Consider the following 21204-nt stretch of genomic DNA (forward strand, 5'->3'; position numbering starts at 1 on the left):
GGGTCCGGCCACAGTGTCACTTTTTCTGATCGCTGCTCTGCCTTTCTTGGGCGCGCTATTGCCAGGCCTGATGGTCAAGGCAGGTCGCAACACCTGTGCCACGTGGACAGGTATCATTTCCCTTTCCGCTTTGATCGGTCTTCTGGTCCATGCTCCTGCCGTTTTGCGGGGCGAGGTCATTGAGGCGTCGGTCGAATGGATGCCCCTTCTGGGGCTGAACGCCAGCTTTTACCTTGATGGGCTGGGGCTGTTGTTCGGGACGCTGATCCTTGGGATCGGCTGTTTGATCATCCTTTACGCACGGTTCTACCTGTCGCGTCAGGACCCGATGGGGAATTTCTACACCTATCTGCTGCTGTTCCAAGGCGCGATGGTGGGGATTGTCCTGTCGGATAACATCCTGATGCTGTTGGTCTTCTGGGAGCTGACCTCGCTGTCGTCCTTCCTGCTGATCGGCTATTGGAACCACCTGCCCGAAGGTCGCCAAGGCGCACGGATGGCGCTGACTGTGACCGGCACCGGTGGTCTGGCGTTGATCGGTGGCATGGTGATGCTGGGTGAGATCGCTGGCACCTATGAGCTGACCGAGCTGCTGCAAATGCGCGACGTGATCCAGCAAAGCCCGCTGTACGTCCCTGCGCTGCTGTTGATCCTGCTGGGGGCGTTTACGAAATCGGCCCAGTTCCCCTTCCATTTCTGGCTGCCCCGCGCGATGGCCGCACCGACGCCGGTGTCGGCCTATCTGCACTCGGCCACGATGGTGAAGGCGGGTCTGTTCCTGATGGCACGCCTGTATCCGGTCATGTCCGGCACCGCCGAATGGTTCTGGATTGTCACGCTGGCGGGTCTGATCACCATGGTTCTGGGTGCCTTGATCGGTATCTTCCAGAATGACCTGAAGGGTCTTTTGGCCTATTCGACGGTCAGCCATCTGGGTCTGATCACCATGCTGCTTGGTTTCAGCACCGAGGCGGCTGCCATCGGCGCGGCCTTCCACATCATCAACCACGCGACGTTCAAGGCCTCGCTCTTTATGACGGCCGGTATTGTGGACCATGAGGCCCACACCCGCGACATCCGCCGTTTGGGCGGTCTGCGTCATCTGATGCCGATCACCTTTGCGATCTCGGTCATTGCGACGCTGTCGATGGCGGGTATTCCGCCGTTCAACGGTTTCTTGTCGAAAGAGATGATGCTTGAGGCAGCGGCCCATGCCCATCTGGGCGAGAACGCATGGCTGATCCCGACGCTGGCGACGATTGGTGCGCTGTTCTCTGTCGCATATTCGTTCCGCCTGCTGATCCATACGTGGTTCGGCCCTGTGCGTGATGATTATCCCCACAAACCCCATGATCCGGGTTTCGGCATGTATGCCTCGCCCGCGCTGCTGGCGGTGCTGGTCATTCTGATCGGCCTGTTCAGCCAGCCGCTGGTGGGTCACGCGGTTGAGGTCATCGCAGCGTCAATCCTTGGCAACGGCGCCCATCCCCATGTGCATCTGGCCCTGTGGCACGGCGTGACGCCGGCGCTGTATATGTCCGGTGTTGCTGTGGCGGGCGGTCTGGCGCTGCTGGCGATGTACAAGCCCCTGAACGCCATGTGGGAAACAGCGCCCCGTCCCGATGCGAAGGTGATCTTCGATGCCATCGTCGCTGTGGTGACGCGGATTTCGAACGGCTTTACCGATCTGCTGCATGACGGTGCACTGACGCGCTATGCGGCGATCTTCTTTGTGTTCTCGGCGCTGGTGTCGGCCCATGCCTACTTTGGCGTGGATGCAACGCAACTGACCCGCACCCCGATCGAGGCAGGCATTCTGCCGATCATCGCGTGGTTCGCGCTGATTGTTTCGGCGGCCTGTGTGGTGGTCTATCATCGTCACCGCCTGCTGGCGCTGGTAATCCTTGGAATCATCGGTGTGGTGGTGTCGCTGTCGTTCAACTACCTCTCGGCCCCTGACCTTGCACTGACCCAGTTGTCGGTTGAGGTTGTGACCATCGTTCTGCTGCTGCTGGCACTGAACTTCCTGCCGGAGCATACGCCGGTGGAAAGCGGCAGCGCCCGCCGTATCCGTGACGGTGTGATCGCAGGCGGTGTGGGCCTTGGCGTTGCGGCGCTGGCCTATGTGGTGATGCTGAGCGATTTCGCACTGCCCTCCATCGCGGAATACCATCTGGCGAACAGCTATAAAGGTGGCGGCGGCACCAACGTGGTGAACGTGATCCTCGTGGACTTCCGTGGCTTTGATACATTTGGCGAAATCACCGTTCTGGGGATCGCGGCGCTGATCATCTACGGCGTGACCGAGGGTCTTCTGGGCAGCAAGGTGCGTCAGGTTCTGCTGGAGCGTCGTCCCAACCATCCCATCGCCGGTGATGAGCACCCGATGATGATGGTGGTCGCGACCCGTCTGATGCTGCCCATCGCGCTGATGGTGGGTGTCTACATCTATCTGCGCGGTCACAACGATCCGGGCGGCGGCTTTATTGCCGGTCTGGTCGTGGCGATTGCGGTGCTGATGCAGTACATGGCCTCGGGTTATGACTGGGCCGACAAGCGCCAACGCTATCCGTATCACGCCACCATCGCGGCGGGCGTCATGATTGCAGGGATTACCGGTATCGGTGCCTTCTTCAACAACATGCCGTTCCTGACCAGCGACTATGGTTATTTCCAGATCCCGCCGATGGGCAAGTTCGAGCTGGCAACCGCTATGGGCTTTGACCTTGGCGTGTTCCTTGCGGTCGTTGGTGCTGTGATGCTGACGCTGGAGAGCCTGTCGCGTCTGGCCTACCGCCGTGGCGACATGCCCGATGAATACCCGATGGACATCAACCCGTCTCGTGCGGCTGTTGAGACCACCGAGAATGAGGACAAGACATGAGCGTAGAGTTTCTGGTCGCCTCCGCAATTGGCGTGCTGACCGCAGCAGGGATCTATCTGATCCTGCGGTTGCGCACCTTTCCTGTAATCCTTGGCACATCGTTCCTGTCTTATGCGGTGAACGTGTTCCTGTTCACCACTGGCCGTCTGGCCGTGGGCGCACCGCCCATTCTGGACAAATACGCCGAGAACCCCGTCTACACCGACCCGCTGCCTCAGGCGCTTGTGCTGACCGCGATTGTGATCAGCTTTGGTATGACAGCGGTGGTTCTGATGATTGCCCTCTCGGCCTATCTGTCGGGCGGGCATGACAAGATCGACATGCAAGACGAGACTGAATCGGAGGAGCGGGCATGAGCCATTGGATCATTACGCCGATCCTGCTGCCCACGCTGATGGGCGCATTCATCGTGATGTCCGTGCGGCATCAGGTGGCGTTGCAGCGGGTCTTCTCGCTGGTCGGCCTGTCGCTGCTGCTGATCAACGCGATTGGCCTGTTTGTTTACGCTCTGGGCGATGACATCTGGGTCTATGAGCTTGGCGCATGGCCTGCACCCTTTGGCATCGTTCTAGTGCTGGACCAGCTGTCGGCCACGATGGTGCTGCTAACCAGTTTCCTTGCGATGGCAGTGATGCTGTACGCAATCGGGTCCGACTGGGACAAGAAGGGCAAGCATTTCCACGCGCTTTATCAGTTCCAGCTGATGGGTGTTCTGGGCGCCTTCCTAACTGGCGACGCCTTCAACATGTTCGTCTTCTTCGAGATCCTGCTGATCGCCAGCTATGGTCTGATGACTTACGGCGGCGGCGCACGGCGCTTGCAGGCGGGCACGCAGTATGTGGTCTATAACCTGCTTGGCTCGACCCTGTTCCTGTTCGCTTTGGGCACGCTCTATACGGTGACTGGCACGCTGAACATGGCGGATATGGCCGTGCGCGTGGCAGAGATTGCGCCCGAGAACGCGGCGCTGCTGCGTGTGGCCGTGGTGATGCTGCTGATGGTCTACGCGGTCAAGGCGGCGATCCTGCCCCTGCAATTCTGGCTTCCCGAAAGCTATGCCGCAGCGCCTGCCCCTGTGGGTGCGCTGTTCGCGATTATGACCAAGGTTGGCGTCTACGCCATCATCCGCATGTATACGCTGGCCTTCCCGCAGGACGCTCCGGCGCTGATCGGAACCTATGATGTCTGGCTGATGCCGGTGATCGTCGGCTCGCTGGTGATTGGTATGGTCGGTATCCTGGGTGCCAACAGCCTGTCGCGTCTGGCGGCCTTTGCGGCCATGGGCTCGGTCGGGACACTGCTGATCGCTGTGGCCAGCTTCACGGTCGAAAGCACCGGCGCGGCGATCTATTATATGGTCCATTCGACGCTGGCGGCAGCTGCTCTGTTCCTTGTGGTGGATATGGTGCAATCGCGCCGTCCCCAGTGGCAGGACGCCATCCGCGAGGATCGCCCCATGCCGCAGAACGGCTTGGTCTCGGCCTGTTTCTTTGCCGTGGCGATTGCCATGGCGGGCTTGCCGCCCCTGTCGGGTTTCCTTGGTAAGCTGCTGATCCTTAAGGCCACCGCAGGTGCGTGGTGGCTGTGGGCCGCGATCCTGATCAGTTCGGTCATCGCGATCATGGGCTTTGCCCGTGCCGGTTCGCTGGTGTTCTGGAAGGGCAACGGCCTGCCCGAAAGCGATGAGCCCGCGTTTGAGCATCCCAAGCAGCCGCTGGCCTTTGTGGGCTTTGGCGTGCTGATGGCGGGGATTGTGGCGCTGACCGTTCTGGCCGGTCCCATGCACAGCTTTGCCACCGAAACCGCCGAGCAGATCTACGACAGAGACAGCTATATCGCTGCCGTGTTCGAGGTGAAGGAATACGCGACTGTGGACAGCCATGGCGCAGAGCCTGCCGGTGATCACGGAGAAGCTGCCACCGATAGCCATGGCGCGACCGAGGGAGGTCACTGATGCTGAGACGTTTGCTGCCCCACCCGCTGTTGACCGCCCTGCTGACGGTGGTCTGGATGCTCTTGAACAACTCGGCCACGCTGGGTCAGTTCGTGATGGGGCTGATCCTTGGTCTGATCATTCCGGTGATTACCGCGGCCTACTGGCCGGATCGACCGGTGCTGAAGAAACCGATGAATATCATCGGCTATGTGCTGATCGTCATGTACGACATCGTCAAATCGAACATCGATGTGGCGCTGATCGTGCTTTTCAAATCCAACGCTGCGCGTCAGCCCGCATGGGTCACCGTGCCTTTGGACCTGAAATCGCCCGAGGCGATCACCGTTCTGGCCGGTACCATCACCATGACCCCTGGCACGCTGACCGCCGATCTGTCGTCCGAAGGCCACGCGCTGTTGGTGCATTGCCTTGATGCGCCCGATCCGCAGGCGGTCTGTCAGGACATCAAAGACCGCTACGAGAGCCGCCTGAAGGAGATTTTCGAATGATCGACTACGCGCTTGATTTCGCCTTCATCTGCTTTGGTCTTGGCCTGCTGTTTACGCTTTATCGCGTGATCTTTGCCCCCGGTGTGGGCGATCGCGTGCTGGCACTGGATACGATGGTGATCAACACCATCGCCATTCTGGTGCTGCAAGGGATCAACCAAGGGACCGAGATCTTCTTTGAGGCCGCAATGGTGGTCGCGATGCTGGGTTTCGTGGGCACTGTGGCCTATGCGCGCTTTATGCTGCGCGGCAACATCATCGAGTGAGGCTCTGACATGGAAATGATTGCGGAAATCGTCATCACCGCCTGTCTGGTCATCGGAGGGTTCTTCGGTCTGGTCGGCAGCTATGGTCTGATCAAGCTGGATCACCCCATGGCCCGTCTGCACGCGCCGACCAAGGCGACAACGCTGGGCGTCGGGGGCGTTCTGATCGCCTCAATGCTGTATAGCTGGGTCTTTGAGACGCATGGTTCCTTCCACGAACTTCTGATTACCTTGTTCCTGTTCATCACGGCGCCGATCACGGCGAACTTTATTGCGAAAGCCTATCTGCACCGTCATGAACAAGAAGAGGTCCTGCCGGATCCCCAAGGGGACAAGACCTGGGCCGTATTGAATCGCCCCGCGTTCAGCCCCGAACCGGAAGAGACCCAAAAAGGATAAAGCCTTGCACACTGCGCTGCCTCAAACCCGCGATCTGGTTTTCGTCGGCGGGGGGCACGCTCATGCGCTTGTCCTGCGGATGTGGGGGATGAACCCTGTCCCCGGCGTCCGCCTGACCGTCATCGATCCGCAACCGGCGGCGCCCTATACGGGGATGCTGCCGGGGCATATCGCCGGTCATTACTCCCGCAAGGATCTGGACATCGATCTGGTGCGTCTGGCGCGTTTCGCTGGTGCGCGGCTGATTCTGGGGCGGGCGACCCGCATGGATCTGGCGGGCAAGATCGTGCATGTCCACGGCTACGGGGCGGTGCCCTATGACGTGGCCTCGGTCGATGTGGGGATCACTTCTGACATGCCCGCGTTGGAAGGCTTTGCCAAGAACGGCGTGCCTGCCAAACCCCTTGGCCGTTATTCACTGGATTGGGCCGCATTCCTTGGGCGCGGTGGCGGTGATGTGGCCGTCATTGGCGGCGGTCTGGCGGGGGTCGAGCTGGCAATGGCTATGGCTCATGCCTTGGACGGGCGGGGCAAAGTCTCCATCATCGAAAAGCGCGAGGCGCTGGCAGGACACTCTGAGCGTCAGCAACATCTGTTGCGGGCCGAACTGGCCCGTTGGAAGATCGAGGTTCTGGAAGGGGTCGACGTAGCCCGCGTTGCGCCAGATCACGTGGCCTTGGCTGATGGGCGCAAAGTGTCTGCCCTGATGACCGTTGGCACGGCGGGTGCGCGGCCCCATGAGTGGCTGGCGCAGACGGGGCTAGAGTTGCACAAGGGCTTTATCCGCGTGGATGGGCAGTTGCGGACCAGCGATCCGTCGGTCTTCGCCTGTGGGGATTGTTGTCACCAAGACCCCAGCCCGCGGCCCAAAGCGGGGGTGTTTGCGGTCAGGGCAGCGCCTGTACTGCTGAACAACCTGCGGGCAGCTGTCGGGGTTGGAAAACCGAGAACCTTCAAGCCCCAGAAAGATTTCCTGAAGCTGGTGTCGCTTGGTGACAAGCGGGCTTTGGCGGATCGCAACGGGCGCGGTTTTGCCGGTGCGCTGATGTGGCGGTGGAAAGACCACATCGACCAGAAGTTCATGGATATGTTCCGCGATCTGAAGCCGATGGCGGGGCCGGACGTGCCCCGCGATGTGGCGGATGGCGTGCTTGAGGAACTGGGCGGCGGCAAGCCCCTGTGCGGTGGCTGCGGTGCCAAGGTTGCCGCCGGTCCCCTGCGGGCGGCGCTGGCCAATATCACCCCGACCAGCCACCCCGATCTGGTGACAGGGCCGGGGGATGACGCGGCGATCCTGAAGATGGGAGAGATCACGCAGGTTCTGACCACCGATCATCTGCGGGCCTTCTGGGAAGACCCGAAGCTGTTCGCCCGCATTACCACCATTCACGCCTTGGGCGATATCTTCGCTATGGGCGCAGCGCCGCAGACCGCGCTGGTGAACCTGACCCTGCCGCGCATGTCGCCGCGCCTGCAAGAGCGCCGCTTGGCCGAGGTAATGGAGGGGATCACCGGCGCTTTGGCCGAATGCGGCGCGGCGCTGGCGGGCGGGCATACGACACTGGGGGCCGAGCTTTCGATTGGTCTGACGCTGACGGGACTGCTGGACGGACCTGCGCGGATTAAGGCAGGGGCACAGGACGGCGATGCGCTGATCCTGACGCGGCCTTTGGGCTCGGGCGTGATCATGGCCGCAGAGATGCAATTGGCCGCTGATGGGCGCGATGTAGCGGCGCTACTGAACCGTCAGGTGGAACCCCGCATGGCCGAGGCCGAGGCGCTGAGGGGTGTGAATGCCCTGACCGATGTGACGGGCTTTGGCCTTGGTGGCCATCTGGGCGAGATGCTGGAGGCAAGTGGTCTGGGGGCCGAACTTACGCTGGCCAATGTCCCAGCCTATGCAGGTGCGCGGGAACTTTTGGCGGCAGGGCAAAAGTCCAGCCTGCATGATTTGAACCGCACGGCGGCCCCGATCGACGGGCTGATCCCGCCGGAGGCAGAGATTTTGTATGATCCGCAAACGGCGGGGGGCTTTTTGGCAGCCGTGCCGCAGTCGGATGTGGCGGCGCTGATGGATGCGCTGGTGGAGGCGGGGGCAGAGCCTGCGGTGATCGGGCGCTGCGTGGCAGGCCCGCCACGGATTACTTTGGCATAAGGCCCATGGCCTGATCGGCAGCACGGGCCAAAGCGGCCCCGTCGATTTTTTCGCCCAGATCAATCGTGCCAAGCAGATCGTATTCGTAGCGGCTGGCGGATTTCTCATAGCGGCTGTCGTAGTGCAGCTCCATCAACTCGGCCGCGAGGGTCGAGAAAGCACCGACCTTTGCCAATTCGATCCAGTGTTCGACCAACTCGCGGCTTTGCAGGTGGCGCAAGGGTTCCAGCCGCGCAATCAGGGCCTCGGGATCGTCGATGAGGTCGGAATAGGCGCGGGTCAGATATTCGGCGCGGGCAGGAATGCTGGCGTTCACGCGAATCCGGGGTGCGGCGCACATGGCGGTCCAGACGGCGGGGGGCACAAGGCGATCCCCGATCTTGGAGGATTCAGCCTCAAGGAACACCGGCTTTTCAGGGTCCAGTTGCGCCAGTTGCATGGCCAGATCGCCCTCTGCCATTTTCTGGCTGGGTTGCGGGCGGCTGACTGCGCCAAGCAGTGATCCACGGTGGGCAAAGATGCCCTCAAGGTCGATCACCTGCGCCCCTGAGGTTTTCAGGGCCGCCAGAAGGTCGGTTTTTGCCGTGCCGGTGGGGCCGTCGATCAGGATGAACTTGTGCGGCAGCACTTCGTCATGCATCGCCTTCGAGATCATGCGGCGATAGCTTTTATAGCCGCCGTCGATCAGGCCCACACGCCAGCCCACCTGCGCCAGAATGGTCGCAAAAGAGCCCGAGCGTTGGCCGCCGCGCCAGCAATAAACCAAGGGACGCCAGCCGCCTTGGCGGTCGTGCAGGGTTTCCTCAAGATGGCGGGCGGCGTTCTTGGCCACCAGCGCGCCACCGATCTTGCGGGCGTCAAAGGGGCTGACCTGTTTGTAGATGGTGCCGACGCGGGCGCGTTCCTCATCATCCAGCACGGGCAGGTTGATGGCACCGGGCAGGTGATCCTCGGCAAACTCGGCGGGGGCGCGGACATCGATGATCTGGTCAAAGGGCAGATCACGCAGGTCGGTGAGGGCGTTCAGGGTCAGCTTCATGGCGGTGCAATCTAGCGGTTTTCGCCGCAGGGGCTAGGGGCAAACTGTCAGGGGCGTCCGTCGGTGAACTGCACCAGATCCCAAAGGGTGCCGTAGAGATCTTTGAACACCGCAACCGTGCCATAGGGCGCGTCCAGCGGGTCGCGGACAAAGATTACGCCTTTTTCGCGGTAGGCGTTGTAATCGCGCCAGAAATCATCGGTTTGCAGGAAAAGGAACACACGTCCACCGGCCTGATTTCCTATGAAGGGCTCTTGTTCGGGTTTCGAGGCCCGCGCCAGCACGATGGACGCGTTGCCATCCCCCTTAGGGCGGACCACCACCCAGCGTTTGTCCTGTTCGGGCTGGTAGGTGTCTTCTATCAGATCGAACCCGAGGGTGTCGCAGTAGAAGGCGATGGCCTCGTCATAGTCGCGGACCACTAGGGCGATGTGGGCTAGACGTTGGGACATTGTGACACCTCTTGAAACGAAAAAGCGCCCGCCGCGCTCTGCCGCTGGGGCAGGCTTGGCGGGCGCTGTCATCTTACCCTACGGGAAAGATGACGGATCAGCTACGCACCAGAGCTTCGTACTCTTCGGCGATGTTGCGGGTGATGTCGCCCACAGTGAAGGTGTAGTCACCGATCTGGCCCACGGGGGTCACTTCGGCGGCGGTGCCAGTCAGCCAGCACTGTTCAAAGTCGGCCAGTTCCTCGGGCATGATGCGGCGTTCGTTCACCTTGATGCCTTTGGCCTGCAGCATGCCGATGACGGTCTGACGGGTGATGCCGTTCAGGATCGCGTCCGGAATGGGCGTGTGTACTTCGCCGTCTTTCACGAAGAAGATGTTCGCGCCGGTCGCTTCGGCAACATAGCCGCGATAGTCCATGAACAGCGCGTCCGAGCAGCCTTTGGCTTCGGCCGCGTGCTTGGACATGGTGCAGATCATGTAAAGACCGGCAGCCTTGGCAGCGGTGGGGATGGTTTCGGGCGAGGGACGCTTCCACTTGGCGATGTCCAGCTTTGCGCCCTGCATCTTGGCGTCGCCGTAGTAGGCACCCCAAGTCCATGCGGCCACGGCCATACGCACGGGGTTGCGCGAGGATGCGACACCCATGTCTTCGCCCGCACCGCGCCATGCGATCACGCGCACGTAGGCGTCGGTCAGGTTGTTGGCTTCCAGAACGGCCTTTTTGGCGTCTTCGATCTGCTCAACGGTGTAGGGGATCGGCATGTCCAGCAGTTCGCCCGATTTCAGCAGACGTTCCGAGTGTTCAACCGATTTGAATATCTTGCCGTTGTAGCAGCGCTCGCCTTCAAAGACCGAGGAAGCATAGTGCAGAGCATGGGTCAGAATGTGGACCTTGGCATCGCGCCATTCCACAAGCTGGCCGTCCAGCCAGATTTTCCCGTCACGATCGTCATATGCGCCAGCCATTGTCGGCATCCTTCTGTTTCGGTCTCAATTTTTCGAATGTTGCGCCTGCAATATCCGGATCGGACATAAAATTGCGCAAAACCTGCAGATTCGCTACCAGTCCGGTCTTGGAATGTCAACAAGGCTGACTTAAAATCAGGTCAAAGCCCCGATGGAAGGAATGGCACGATGGATGAGCGCGGACACCCCGGCATGCACAGCGGCGAGAGCCTGCTGTTTCTGACCGACGAGCAACTGCGTAAGGGCATCGAGGCAATGTTCTTTGCCTATCGGGGGTTTACCGCCGATCCCGACCGTATTCTGGCCACGCTGGCCTACGGGCGGGCGCACCATCGGGCGATCCACTTTATCAACCGCAGCCCTGGCACCACCGTCAACAATCTGTTGAACACTCTGGGCGTGACCAAGCAATCGCTGAACCGCGTTCTGCGCACCTTGATCGAAGACGGGCTGGTTGAGTCGCGCGTGGGCAAGAAAGACAAGCGTGAACGGCATCTTTTCCTGACCGGTGAAGGCGAGGCGCTAGAGCAGCGCCTGTCGGATGCGCAACGTGCGCGTATGCGCGCAGCCTACCGTGCAGCGGGTCCCGAAGCGGTGGCTGGCTTTCGCACCGTTCTGGAGGCTATGATGGACCCCGATTTGCGGCGACAGTATCTGTCGCTACGGGAGGAGAATACATGAGCGATCCTGCACCTCACGTCCTGATCGTGGATGACGATGAACGCATCCGTGGTCTGTTGCAGAAATTCCTGTCCCGCAGCGGCTTTCTGGTCACCGGCGCCCGCGACGGCGCCCACGCCCGCCGCATCCTGTCGGGGCTGGAGTTCGATCTGATCGTCATGGACGTGATGATGCCCGGCGAGGATGGCATCAGCCTGACTCGATCCCTGCGCGAAACGATGATGACGCCGATCCTGTTGCTGACCGCGCGGGGCGAAACCGAAGACCGTATCGCGGGGCTTGAGGCGGGGGCCGATGATTATCTGGCCAAACCCTTTGAGCCGAAAGAACTGCTGCTCCGGATGAACGCCATTCTGCGCCGCATGCCCGAGCCGAAGGAAAACGATAGCGCGCCCAAGCTGCTGAACCTTGGCCCGATCCGCTATGACATTGACCGCGGCGAGATGTGGCAGGGGGATATCCCCGTGCGTCTGACGGCGACCGAAAACCAGTTGATGCGCATCTTTGCTGCCAAGCCCGGTGAACCGCTAAGCCGTACCAAGCTGGTTGAGGATCTGGGCCGTGACAAAGGCCAAGCGCAGGAACGGGCGGTGGACGTGCAAATCACGCGTTTGCGCCGCAAGATCGAACCCGATCCCAAACAGCCCCGCTATCTGCAAACCGTGCGCGGTGCGGGCTATATGCTGGCCCCCGATTAAGGGGACCCCGTGCGGGGTAGGCGCTACGTTCTGACGGATAGTGCCCCCCCGAGATAGGCGAGGACCCCGTATCGCGGCACGGGGTCTGCATGGTTTCTGGCGTTGAACACGCTCGGAGATCTGACCTATGGCCAAAACGTTTGAAGCTTGTGCTCTTGCCGCGACCCTTGCCACTGCGACCGCGTCGCTGATGGGGGTTGTGTCGGATTGGACCGTGCAGTTCGCCTACCTGAACATCGCCGAGCCGATGATGCCCACAGTGCAGATCGAAGGTCAGACGCTGGACGCCCACGATCTGGCGCGGTCCTTGGCCGAGCTTGGCGCGGTGGAGTGCGATTGTGAAACCGTACAGCCGCAGGGTCTTCTGGCCGGTTTGCTGTAAATTCTGCCACTCCTTCATGCAGGATGTATGAGGGGTCAGAAAATTTTCCAATGCTTACAATAAAGGGCAGGGTGGCCTGTCTTGATCGGTGGGCCGGATGGGGCAGACTTTCCCGTATTTCAGGATTCGGGAGGCCGATTATGAGCTTTATGCCCAGTTTTATGACCAACATTCTAAGGATGCCCTTGGCGGGTGATGTCAGCACAGACATCGAAAGCCGTCTTTATTCCCATGACTACAAAGGCGTGCCAGAGATTGAAGGCGCGGTTTTGAAAGAGGTCGCAGGTTACGGAAAACAGCTTGGCTGGATGACCGAGGCGCTGCTGGCGCTGGCCGAGGCGCAAAACATGAAGCTGCCCAAGCTTGAAGCCATGAATGATCAGGTCAAAGAGGTGAAAGAGCGCATCGGGCGCGACCGCAAGGCCGAGGCTGAGGCCGCCATTGCCGCCCTCAAGGCCGCCGACCCCAAAGTGTGGGCCACTTTGATGCGGGCCGAGGTGGAAAAGATCGATGCGGAATAGCCCACCTGCACCGCAGGATGTTGACGGGCGCGGGTGGTCTGGGCAGAACAGGCGGGCTATATTCCCTTCGCTGCCTGAAAAGGGCGGCGCGTTTGAATTTCTGACCCAGAGGCCAGCCTATGACCGATACCCCCGTTGAAGAGATGACGTTTGAGGCCGCAATGGCCGAGCTGGAAAAGGTTGTGGCGCAGCTTGAGGCCGGTCAGGTGCCGCTGGAAGACTCGATCAAGCTCTATGAGCGTGGTGCCGCCCTGAAAAAGCGTTGCGAGGCCAAGCTGAAAGAGGCTGAAGAAAAGGTCGCGCAGATCACGCTGGATGGCGAAGGCAATCCGGTAGCGCTGAAGCCTGTCGAAGGTCTCTAAGCCCGAATGTCCGTCTTTATGCAGGATCTGTCGCAGGCCCGCTCTGCGATTGAGGGTGAGTTTGACCGTATTTTCGCGCAGCTCGGCCAAGAGCCGGTACATCAGGCGATGTCCTATGCCTGCCTGAATGGCGGCAAGCGTTTGCGCGGGTTCTATGTGCTGGCAGGGGCTGCGTTGCATGATGTTGATCCTGCACGGGCCATCGGCCCTGCCTGTGCGATTGAGGCGCTGCACGCCTATTCGCTGGTTCATGACGATCTGCCCTGCATGGATGACGACGATCTGCGTCGCGGCCAGCCCACCGTTCATATCAAATGGGACGAGGCGACCGCCGTTCTGGCTGGCGATGCCCTGCAAACGCTGGCGTTTGAACTGTGCGCCTTGCCCGCCGTTGGTGCGGCAGAGGTGCGTGCTGATCTGACCCTGTCGCTGGCGCGTGCGGCGGGTGCGCAGGGGATGGTGTTGGGGCAGGCGCTGGATATCGCCGCCGAATCCGCAGACGCACCGTTGACGCTGGAACAGATCACGGCCCTTCAGGCAGGCAAGACTGGCGCCCTGATCCAGTGGTCCGCCGAGGCTGGCGCCCGTCTGGCGCAGGCCGACACCACCGCGCTGGGCACCTATGCGCAGGCCGTGGGTCTGGCCTTTCAGATCGCGGACGACATCCTTGATGTCACCGGCGATGAGGCCAAGGCTGGTAAGCGTCTGCAAAAGGATGCGGATGCGGGTAAGGCCACGTTTGTTTCCCTTTTGGGGCTTGATGGGGCGCGGCGACGTGCGACATCTTTGGTGGAAACCGCCTGTGACGCCCTATCTGGTTACGGAGACCGGGCGGAAAGCTTGCGGGAAGCGGCCCGTTTCGTTATCTCGCGCGAAAGCTGAAACGCCCCCAAGGAGGCGCGCCAATGTCGAACCGTCCCGAGACCCCCTTGCTGGACAAGGTGAATACGCCCGCCGATATGCACGGCCTGAGCGATGCGCAGTTAAAGCAGCTGGCCCGTGAAGTGCGGGCCGAGACCATCAGCGCAGTGTCGGAAACCGGCGGCCATCTGGGCGCGGGCCTTGGGGTTGTGGAACTGACCGTCGCGCTGCATGCGGTCTTTGATGCGCCCAAGGACAAGATTATCTGGGACGTCAGCCATCAGTGCTATCCTCACAAGATTCTGACCGGACGCCGTGACCGCATCCGTACCCTGCGTCAGAAGGACGGCCTGTCGGGCTTCACCAAACGCTCGGAAAGCCCCTATGACCCGTTCGGCGCGGCGCATTCCAGCACCTCGATCAGCGCGGCCTTGGGGTTTAGCGTTGCCCGTGATCTGGGCGGGTCCTGTGACGAAGGTCTGGGCGATGCGATTGCGGTGATCGGCGACGGCTCGATGAGTGCGGGCATGGCCTATGAGGCGATGAACAACGCGGGCCACCTGAAAAAGCGTCTGATCGTTATTCTGAACGACAATGAGATGTCGATTGCTCCGCCCGTGGGGGCGCTGTCGTCCTATCTGTCGAAACTCTACGCCGAACGCCCGCTGCACGATCTGAAAGAAGTGGCGCGCGGCGCGGTTAGCTTCCTGCCCGAGCCGTTCCGCGAAGGGGCGAAACGCGCCAAGGACATGCTGAAAGGCATGGCAACTGGCGGCACCATGTTCGAGGCTTTGGGCTTCAACTACATCGGCCCGATTGACGGCCACGATATGGACCAGCTGCTGCCCGTTCTGCGCACAGTGAAAGACCGCGCCCACGGGCCGATCCTGATCCACGTGCTGACCCAGAAGGGCAAGGGCTATGCCCCCGCCGAGGCTGCGGCCGACAAGGGTCACGGGGTCAGCAAGTTCGATGTTGTGACTGGCAAACAGCAAAAGGCGCCTTCGAACGCGCCAAGCTATACAGGTGTCTTCTCAAAGGCGCTGCTGGATGAGGCTGCCCGCGACACCAAAATTTGCGCTGTCACGGCAGCGATGCCCGATGGCACCGGCCTGAAGCAATTTCAGGACCGCTATCCCAGCCGCTGTTTTGATGTGGGCATTGCCGAACAGCATGCGGTGACCTTTGCCGCTGGTCTGGCGGCGGGCGGGCTGCGTCCCTTCTGCGCTTTGTATTCGACCTTCCTGCAGCGCGGCTATGATCAGGTGGTCCACGATGTGGCGATCCAGCGTCTGCCCGTCCGCTTTGCCATCGACCGTGCCGGTCTGGTGGGGGCCGATGGCTCGACCCACGCGGGGGCGTTTGACACGGCTTTCCTTGCGAACCTGCCCGATTTCGTCGTCATGGCGGCGGCAGATGAGGCGGAACTGGTGCATATGGTGGCAACCGCTGCGGCCTATGATCAGGGTCCGATCAGCTTCCGCTATCCGCGCGGCGAAGGCACCGGCGTTGAGATGCCTGAACGGGGCGAGCTGCTAGAGATCGGCAAAGGCCGCATGATCCGCGAAGGCAAAGGCGTGGCGATCCTGTCGTTCGGCACCCGCCTGCAAGAGGTCATGCAAGCCTGCGAGGCACTGGACGCCCGTGGCATCACGCCGACCGTGGCCGATGCCCGTTTTGCCAAACCGCTGGACCGTGATCTGATCCTGAAGCTGGTGGAAAGCCATGATGCGCTGATCACCGTGGAAGAAGGCGCGATTGGCGGTTTCGCCAGCCATGTCTCGCATCTGCTGGCGGAAGAAGGCGTCTTTGACCGCGGCTTCAAGTTCCGCAGTATGGTTCTGCCCGATATCTTCATCGATCAGGCCAGCCCGCGCGATATGTACAAGGTCGCGGGCCTTAACGCCGAAGACATCGAGGCCAAAGTCCTTGAGGTCATGGGTGTCGAGACGCTGGGTAAGCGGGCTTAAGCCTCGTTCGGATCGAATGAGTGGTGGACGTGGAACGCCCGCCACGAGCCCTTTTCCAGCTTGAGGCAAAAGGTGCTGCGGACGCCGGGTTTGGGGTGTGACGCATAGCGCAGGGTGGCCGCCAAGGTTGCTGTGTCCCCGTGGAACCAGACCTGTGGCGCGTCGATCTCCAGCTTTTCAATACTGCCGGATTCGGTGGCTTTGCCGTTTGTGAAGAACGCCTGCACGGCGGCCAGATGGGCAGGGAAATCGTCGCTGTCGTTGCCTGCGTGGTTGTCCCAGAACCGCACGTGATCCGCCGTGTAACAGTCCTTCAGGGCCGCGATGTCGCGGGCGTAGAAGGCGTTGTTGTAGCGTTCCAGAAAGCTGAGGACGGAACTGCGGGGGTCTTCGACGGACAGGGATTTCTGTAGGCCCGCGCGGTAGTCAGGGTAGGCCAGCTCGACCCCCAGTTCCTGCTTGATGCGGGTGTTATCGACGCGCTTGCTTTCGGCGTAAAAGCTGCGGGCCATGGGGGTCATGTCCGCGTCTTCGAACTTGATCGCGGGGGGTAGCGGCATCCCCAGCAGTTCGGCTGCATAGGCGATGACGTCCTGCGGCGGGGCAGGGTCGTTGTCGCAGACGTTATAGGCGCGGCCCGGATTGGGCTGTGCGATGCTGGCGGCCAAGACCTGCGCAATGTCATCCACGTGGATGCGGCTGAAAACCTGTCCCTTCTTGATGATCCGGCGCGCTTTGCCTGTGCGCACCTTTTCAAAGGGGCCACGACCGGGGCCGTAGATGCCCGCAAGGCGGAAGATATGCAGCGGCAGGCCGGAAATGCTGCCCCATGCTTGCTCGGCGTTTTTGCGGGACATGCCGCGCGGGGTGGCGGGGATCAAGGGCGCGTCCTCGGTCACCCAGCCGCCATCGTGATGGCCGTAAACGCCGGTGGTGGACAGATAGCCGACCCAATCCAGATCGCCTGCGCGGCGGGCGATGATATCGCGGTAAAGCGCCAGTACCGGATCGCCTGCATCCTTCGGTCCGGTCGAGATCAGGATGTGGCTGCACTCTTCCAGCGCCGCCTTCACGGCATCGCTGCCCCACAGCAGGGGGATGACGCCGCGGGCCTCAAGCTCGGCCTTATTCTCTTCCGAGCGGGTGGTGCCATAGATGCGCCATCCTTGGGGGATCAGCACACGATCAAGGGCTTGGGCCGAGTAGCCGTGCCCGAAGGAAAGCAGGGTCTTTTTCATGCCTCATGTTTGGGCGCGTCCGTGCCGCTTTTCAAGACAACTGTCGTAAGCCTGTGACCAGAAAGGATGCATTCTGCCCGCTATCTGAGCAAAGCCCACTTGCGGCGCTAACAAAAACGGTCACACTTGGTCCATGACACATGCTGCTTTGAAATCCTGGCCCGAGGTTGCGGCCAATCTGGTTGCCGTCGCTGCAGGGCGCGCGCCGGCTGATCTGGTTTTGAAAAACGGGCGGTGGGTGAATGTCCACACCCGCGAAGTGATTGAGAATACCGACATCGCCATCAAGGATGGCCGCTTTGCCTATTGCGGGCCGGACGCCAGCCATTGCATCGGTGAGGGCACGCAGGTGGTGGATGTGGCAGGGCGCTATATGATGCCGGGCCTGTGCGATGCGCATATGCATATTGAATCGGGGATGCTGACCCCTGCGGAATTTGCCCGTGCGGTGATCCCTCATGGCACGACCTCGATGTTCACAGATCCCCATGAGATCGCCAATGTGCTTGGCCTGTCGGGCGTGCGGATGATGCATGATGAGGCACTGATGCAGCCGGTGAACATCTTTACTCAGATGCCAAGCTGTGCGCCCTCTGCCCCCGGTCTGGAAACCACAGGGCAGGAAATCACCCCCGAGGACGTGGCCGAGGCGATGGCTTGGCCCGGTATCATCGGTCTGGGCGAGATGATGAACTTTCCCGGTGTGATCAACGCCGATCCCAAGATGCTGGCCGAGATCGCCGCCACCCAGCGGGCGGGCAAGACCGTGGGCGGCCACTATGCCAGTCCCGACCGAGGGCCTGCCTTCCACGCCTATGCGGCGGGTGGTCCGGCGGATGACCACGAAGGGACATGCGAAGAGGACGCCATTTCCCGCACCCGTCAGGGGATGCGGCACATGATGCGGCTGGGATCGGCTTGGTATGATGTGGAAACACAGATCACCGCTGTCACCGAAAAGGGTCTGGACCCGCGCGGGTTTATCCTGTGCACCGATGACTGTAACGCGGGAACCTTGGTGAACGACGGCCACATGAACCGCGTGGTGCGTCATGCGATTGACTGCGGCTGTGATCCGCTGATCGCCATCCAGATGGCGACCATCAACACCGCCACCCATTTCGGGCTGGAGCGGGAACTTGGCTCGATCGCGCCCGGACGTCGGGCGGATGTGATCTTGACCTCGGATCTGAAGACCCTGCCGATTGAACAGGTCTACGCCCGTGGTCAGTTGATCGCTGAAGACGGGGTATGTCTGGTGGATTGCCCCCATCTGGATTGGCCTGACAGCGCCCGCAACACGGTGCATCTGGACAAAGACCGCGTGGCCTCGGATTTTGAGATCGCGGCCCCCGATGGAAAGAACAAAGTTACCGCCAAGGTCATTGGCGTGGTCGAAAACCAAGCGCCGACCAAGGCTCTGACCGCCGAACTGGCGGTCACTGATGGCTTGGTGCAGGGCGATCCCGCGCAGGACATCTGCCAGATCGCACTGGTCGAACGGCACCGCGCCACGGGCGGCGTCACCAACGGCTTTGTCAGCGGGTTTGGTTATGACAAACCGATGGCGCTGGCCTCGACCGTGGCGCATGACAGTCACCACATGATCGTCGTCGGCACCGACCGCGAGATGATGGCCAAGGCCGCCAACCGGCTGGCCGAGGTGGGCGGCGGCGTGACCCTTTTCGCCGATGGCGAAGAGAAGGCGTTGGTTGAACTGCCCATCGCCGGTCTTATGTCGGATGACAATGCCGCCACCGTTGCCGCCAAAGCCACCGCTTTGGGCCGCGCCATGCAAGACTGTGGCTGCACCCTGAACAACGCGTTCATGCAGCATTCGCTGCTGGCGCTGGTCGTCATTCCCGCCCTGCGCATCAGTGATCTGGGGCTGGTGGATGTGACCACCTTCGAAATCACGGACCTGTTTGAAGAAAGCTAATCATAAATGAACAAGCCCGACCTTCCCGTCGAGACCCCCGAACCTCGGGGCCACGAATATTTCACCGATGCCAAAGCCGCCGTTGCCCGTCTGCAAGAGCTGTACGACGAGGCGACTGCCTTTCTGCATGACCGTTTCCAAGAGATGGTGTCTGGCACGCCGCACCGCGCCCGCTTCCGTGCCTTTTACCCCGAGATCCGCTTTGTCACGACCAGCTACGCCAAGCTGGACAGCCGTCTAAGCTTTGGTCACGTGGTTGAACCGGGCACCTATGCCACCACGATCACCCGCCCCGATCTGTTCGCCAACTACCTTGAGCAGCAGATCGGCCTTTTGGTGGCCCATCATGATCAGCCGGTGGCCATCGGCCCCTCGGAAACGCCGATGCCGATCCATTTTGCGGTGCTGGGGGACAGCGATATCGTCATCCCGCAGGAAGGGGCGGCCACGTTCCCGTTGCGCGATATCTTTGACGTGCCGGATTTGAACATCACCCACGATGCCATCGTGAACGGCGAAGGGTTCACCTACCCCGATGGCGCCCGCCCGCTGGCACCGTTTACCGCGCAGCGCGTGGATTACTCGCTGGCCCGTTTGGCCCACTACACGGCAACGGACCCCGTCCATTTCCAGAACCACGTGCTGTTCACCAACTACCAGTTCTACGTGGAAGAGTTCGAAGCCTACGCCCGTCAGGTCCTTGCTGACCCGAACAGCGGCTACACGGCCTTTGTCTCGACCGGCAATGTGCAGATCACCGATGGCGACACTCCGATTGATCTGCCCAAGAAGATGCCCCAGATGCCCACCTACCACCTGAAGCGTGCAGACGGCAGCGGTATCACTTTGGTAAACATTGGCGTCGGCCCGTCGAACGCCAAAACCGCCACGGACCACATCGCCGTGCTGCGTCCCCATGCTTGGCTGATGGTCGGCCACTGCGCCGGTCTGCGCAACACGCAGGCGCTTGGAGACTTTGTTCTGGCCCACGCCTACCTGCGCGAAGATCACGTTCTGGACGCGGACCTGCCAGTCTGGGTACCCATTCCTGCGCTGGCTGAAATCCAGATCGCACTGGAGGATGCGGTAGAAGAGGTATCCGAACTGGAGGGCTATGAACTCAAGCGCATCATGCGCACCGGTACGGTAGCTACAATTGACAATCGCAACTGGGAATTGCGGGATCAATCAGGGCCTGTCCAACGTCTTTCCCAGTCCCGCGCCATCGCGCTGGACATGGAAAGTGCCACCATCGCTGCTAACGGGTTCCGCTTTCGCGTACCTTACGGAACACTGCTCTGTGTCTCGGATAAACCCCTCCATGGAGAGTTAAAATTGCCGGGAATGGCCAGTGATTTCTACAAAACACAGGTCGCGCGGCACCTCTTGATCGGTATCCGAGCTATGGAAACACTGCGCAAAATGCCTCTCGAAAGGATACATTCTCGTAAATTGCGTAGCTTTGAGGAAACAGCTTTTCTCTAATCTGTGAAAAGTTCACTGAAAATTTGCTATTTTGCCTGTAAACCAAGGCCGTTTTTATTGTGTTGGGGTTCAAATTCGCGTTAGATGCCCCAACACGTACCCGGCGACGATCGGGAAGAAATAACGGAGACCAGAAATGGCAAAGCCAATGACAAAAACCCAGCTGGTTGCGGCTCTGGCCGAAGAGATGGGGGCAGACAAGAAAGCAGCGACCGCAGCTCTCGATGCAGTAACCGCGATCATCACCCGCGAAGTCGCTGAAGGCGGCGCAGTCACTCTTCCCGGCGTCGGCAAGTTCTACTGCCGTGAGCGCCCCGAGCGTATGGTGCGTAACCCCGCGACCGGCGAGTCGATCAAGAAAGAAGCCGACAAAGTGGTCAAGGTGACCATCGCGAAGGCTCTGAAGGACAGCGTTAACGACTGATCCCTTCGCTTGATGGCCATGCCGTCGATAGGGCTT

At 60.9% G+C, this 21204-nt stretch carries 21 protein-coding genes and 1 pseudogene; 17 read left to right on the forward strand and 5 right to left on the reverse strand.

All coding sequences use genetic code 11. From position 1 onward, the window contains the following. The first annotated feature begins 13 nt into the window (after positions 1 to 13). Genes CLV74_RS06075 through selD form a run of 7 tightly spaced genes read left to right on the forward strand, consistent with a single transcriptional unit; the run spans position 14 to position 8149 of the window. Positions 14 to 2884: a monovalent cation/H+ antiporter subunit A gene (locus CLV74_RS06075; protein ID WP_106263513.1), complete on the forward strand. Its 2871-nt coding sequence runs from the start codon at positions 14 to 16 to the stop codon at positions 2882 to 2884. After that, positions 2881 to 3240: a Na+/H+ antiporter subunit C gene (locus CLV74_RS06080; RefSeq protein ID WP_106263341.1), complete on the forward strand. Its 360-nt coding sequence runs from the start codon at positions 2881 to 2883 to the stop codon at positions 3238 to 3240. The genes CLV74_RS06075 and CLV74_RS06080 overlap by 4 nt, the downstream gene beginning before the upstream one ends. Then, complete coding sequence (locus CLV74_RS06085) at positions 3237 to 4838, forward strand: monovalent cation/H+ antiporter subunit D (RefSeq protein ID WP_106263342.1); 1602 nt, start codon at positions 3237 to 3239, stop codon at positions 4836 to 4838. Before CLV74_RS06080 ends, CLV74_RS06085 begins: the two co-directional genes overlap by 4 nt. Then, complete coding sequence (locus CLV74_RS06090; RefSeq protein WP_106263343.1) at positions 4838 to 5329, forward strand: Na+/H+ antiporter subunit E; 492 nt, start codon at positions 4838 to 4840, stop codon at positions 5327 to 5329. The genes CLV74_RS06085 and CLV74_RS06090 overlap by 1 nt, the downstream gene beginning before the upstream one ends. Beyond that, positions 5326 to 5595, forward strand: coding sequence for a K+/H+ antiporter subunit F (locus CLV74_RS06095; RefSeq protein ID WP_106263344.1), 270 nt, complete (start codon positions 5326 to 5328; stop codon positions 5593 to 5595). Before CLV74_RS06090 ends, CLV74_RS06095 begins: the two co-directional genes overlap by 4 nt. A gap of 9 nt (positions 5596 to 5604) precedes the next feature. Next, positions 5605 to 5994 carry a Na+/H+ antiporter subunit G gene (locus tag CLV74_RS06100; protein WP_106263345.1) on the forward strand — a complete coding sequence of 130 codons (390 nt, stop codon included), beginning with the start codon at positions 5605 to 5607 and terminating at the stop codon, positions 5992 to 5994. A 4-nt stretch (positions 5995 to 5998) separates the two neighbouring features. Further along, positions 5999 to 8149 (forward strand): selenide, water dikinase SelD, encoded by a 2151-nt coding sequence (gene selD / locus CLV74_RS06105; protein ID WP_106263346.1) that lies wholly within the window; start codon positions 5999 to 6001, stop codon positions 8147 to 8149. Here the strand turns inward: selD and mnmH are convergent. The 3 genes from mnmH to CLV74_RS06120 form a co-directional block, all read right to left on the reverse strand. Continuing rightward, positions 8136 to 9188: a tRNA 2-selenouridine(34) synthase MnmH gene (mnmH, locus tag CLV74_RS06110; protein ID WP_106263347.1), complete on the reverse strand. Its 1053-nt coding sequence runs from the start codon at positions 9186 to 9188 to the stop codon at positions 8136 to 8138. The genes selD and mnmH overlap by 14 nt on opposite strands. 47 nt (positions 9189 to 9235) lie before the next feature. Next, entirely contained in the window at positions 9236 to 9640 is a 405-nt protein-coding gene (locus CLV74_RS06115; RefSeq protein WP_106263348.1) for a VOC family protein, read from the reverse strand. A gap of 97 nt (positions 9641 to 9737) precedes the next feature. Next, the gene (locus CLV74_RS06120) at positions 9738 to 10607 is read right to left on the reverse strand and encodes a branched-chain amino acid aminotransferase (protein ID WP_106263349.1); all 870 of its coding nucleotides are present in this window, start codon (positions 10605 to 10607) and stop codon (positions 9738 to 9740) included. Positions 10608 to 10775: 168 nt separating this feature from the next. Here CLV74_RS06120 and CLV74_RS06125 point away from each other — a divergent pair, with 168 nt between their 5' ends. From CLV74_RS06125 to dxs, 7 genes are all read left to right on the forward strand, one after another. Further along, on the forward strand, positions 10776 to 11288 hold the full coding sequence (locus CLV74_RS06125; protein ID WP_106263350.1) for a MarR family winged helix-turn-helix transcriptional regulator: 513 nt from the start codon (positions 10776 to 10778) through the stop codon (positions 11286 to 11288). Further along, positions 11285 to 11986: a response regulator gene (locus CLV74_RS06130; RefSeq protein WP_106263351.1), complete on the forward strand. Its 702-nt coding sequence runs from the start codon at positions 11285 to 11287 to the stop codon at positions 11984 to 11986. The genes CLV74_RS06125 and CLV74_RS06130 overlap by 4 nt, the downstream gene beginning before the upstream one ends. Positions 11987 to 12113: 127 nt before the next feature. Then, the gene (locus CLV74_RS06135) at positions 12114 to 12368 is read left to right on the forward strand and encodes a hypothetical protein (RefSeq protein WP_106263352.1); all 255 of its coding nucleotides are present in this window, start codon (positions 12114 to 12116) and stop codon (positions 12366 to 12368) included. 140 nt (positions 12369 to 12508) lie between these two features. Further along, positions 12509 to 12889 (forward strand): hypothetical protein, encoded by a 381-nt coding sequence (locus tag CLV74_RS06140; protein WP_106263353.1) that lies wholly within the window; start codon positions 12509 to 12511, stop codon positions 12887 to 12889. 119 nt (positions 12890 to 13008) lie between these two features. Further along, on the forward strand, positions 13009 to 13251 hold the full coding sequence (locus CLV74_RS06145) for an exodeoxyribonuclease VII small subunit (protein ID WP_106263354.1): 243 nt from the start codon (positions 13009 to 13011) through the stop codon (positions 13249 to 13251). A 6-nt stretch (positions 13252 to 13257) separates the two neighbouring features. Next, a complete protein-coding gene (locus CLV74_RS06150) occupies positions 13258 to 14133 on the forward strand; it encodes a polyprenyl synthetase family protein (RefSeq protein ID WP_106263355.1) in 876 nt (291 codons plus the stop codon). Between the two features lie 23 nt (positions 14134 to 14156). Further along, positions 14157 to 16082 carry a 1-deoxy-D-xylulose-5-phosphate synthase gene (dxs, locus tag CLV74_RS06155; RefSeq protein WP_106263356.1) on the forward strand — a complete coding sequence of 642 codons (1926 nt, stop codon included), beginning with the start codon at positions 14157 to 14159 and terminating at the stop codon, positions 16080 to 16082. Here dxs and CLV74_RS23125 read toward each other — a convergent pair. Together CLV74_RS23125 and CLV74_RS06160 are read right to left on the reverse strand one after the other, a co-directional pair. After that, complete coding sequence (locus CLV74_RS23125) at positions 16079 to 16483, reverse strand: YybH family protein (protein WP_245888479.1); 405 nt, start codon at positions 16481 to 16483, stop codon at positions 16079 to 16081. The genes dxs and CLV74_RS23125 overlap by 4 nt on opposite strands. Further along, positions 16469 to 17320, reverse strand: a pseudogene (locus tag CLV74_RS06160) (SDR family oxidoreductase); the annotation flags it as partial. The pseudogene CLV74_RS06160 and the gene CLV74_RS23125, both read right to left, overlap by 15 nt. A gap of 133 nt (positions 17321 to 17453) precedes the next feature. On the opposite strand from CLV74_RS06160, the gene ade reads away from it, so the two are divergent. The 3 genes from ade (at position 17454) to CLV74_RS06175 (ending at position 21168) form a co-directional block, all read left to right on the forward strand. After that, positions 17454 to 19259 (forward strand): adenine deaminase, encoded by a 1806-nt coding sequence (gene ade, locus CLV74_RS06165; RefSeq protein WP_106263358.1) that lies wholly within the window; start codon positions 17454 to 17456, stop codon positions 19257 to 19259. Between the two features lie 6 nt (positions 19260 to 19265). Next, entirely contained in the window at positions 19266 to 20744 is a 1479-nt protein-coding gene (locus CLV74_RS06170; protein ID WP_106263359.1) for an AMP nucleosidase, read from the forward strand. A 136-nt stretch (positions 20745 to 20880) separates the two neighbouring features. Then, on the forward strand, positions 20881 to 21168 hold the full coding sequence (locus tag CLV74_RS06175) for an HU family DNA-binding protein (protein WP_106263360.1): 288 nt from the start codon (positions 20881 to 20883) through the stop codon (positions 21166 to 21168). The last annotated feature ends 36 nt before the right edge of the window (positions 21169 to 21204 follow it).

It is taken from the genome of Donghicola tyrosinivorans, assembly GCF_003003355.1.
GTDB lineage: Bacteria > Pseudomonadota > Alphaproteobacteria > Rhodobacterales > Rhodobacteraceae > Donghicola > Donghicola tyrosinivorans.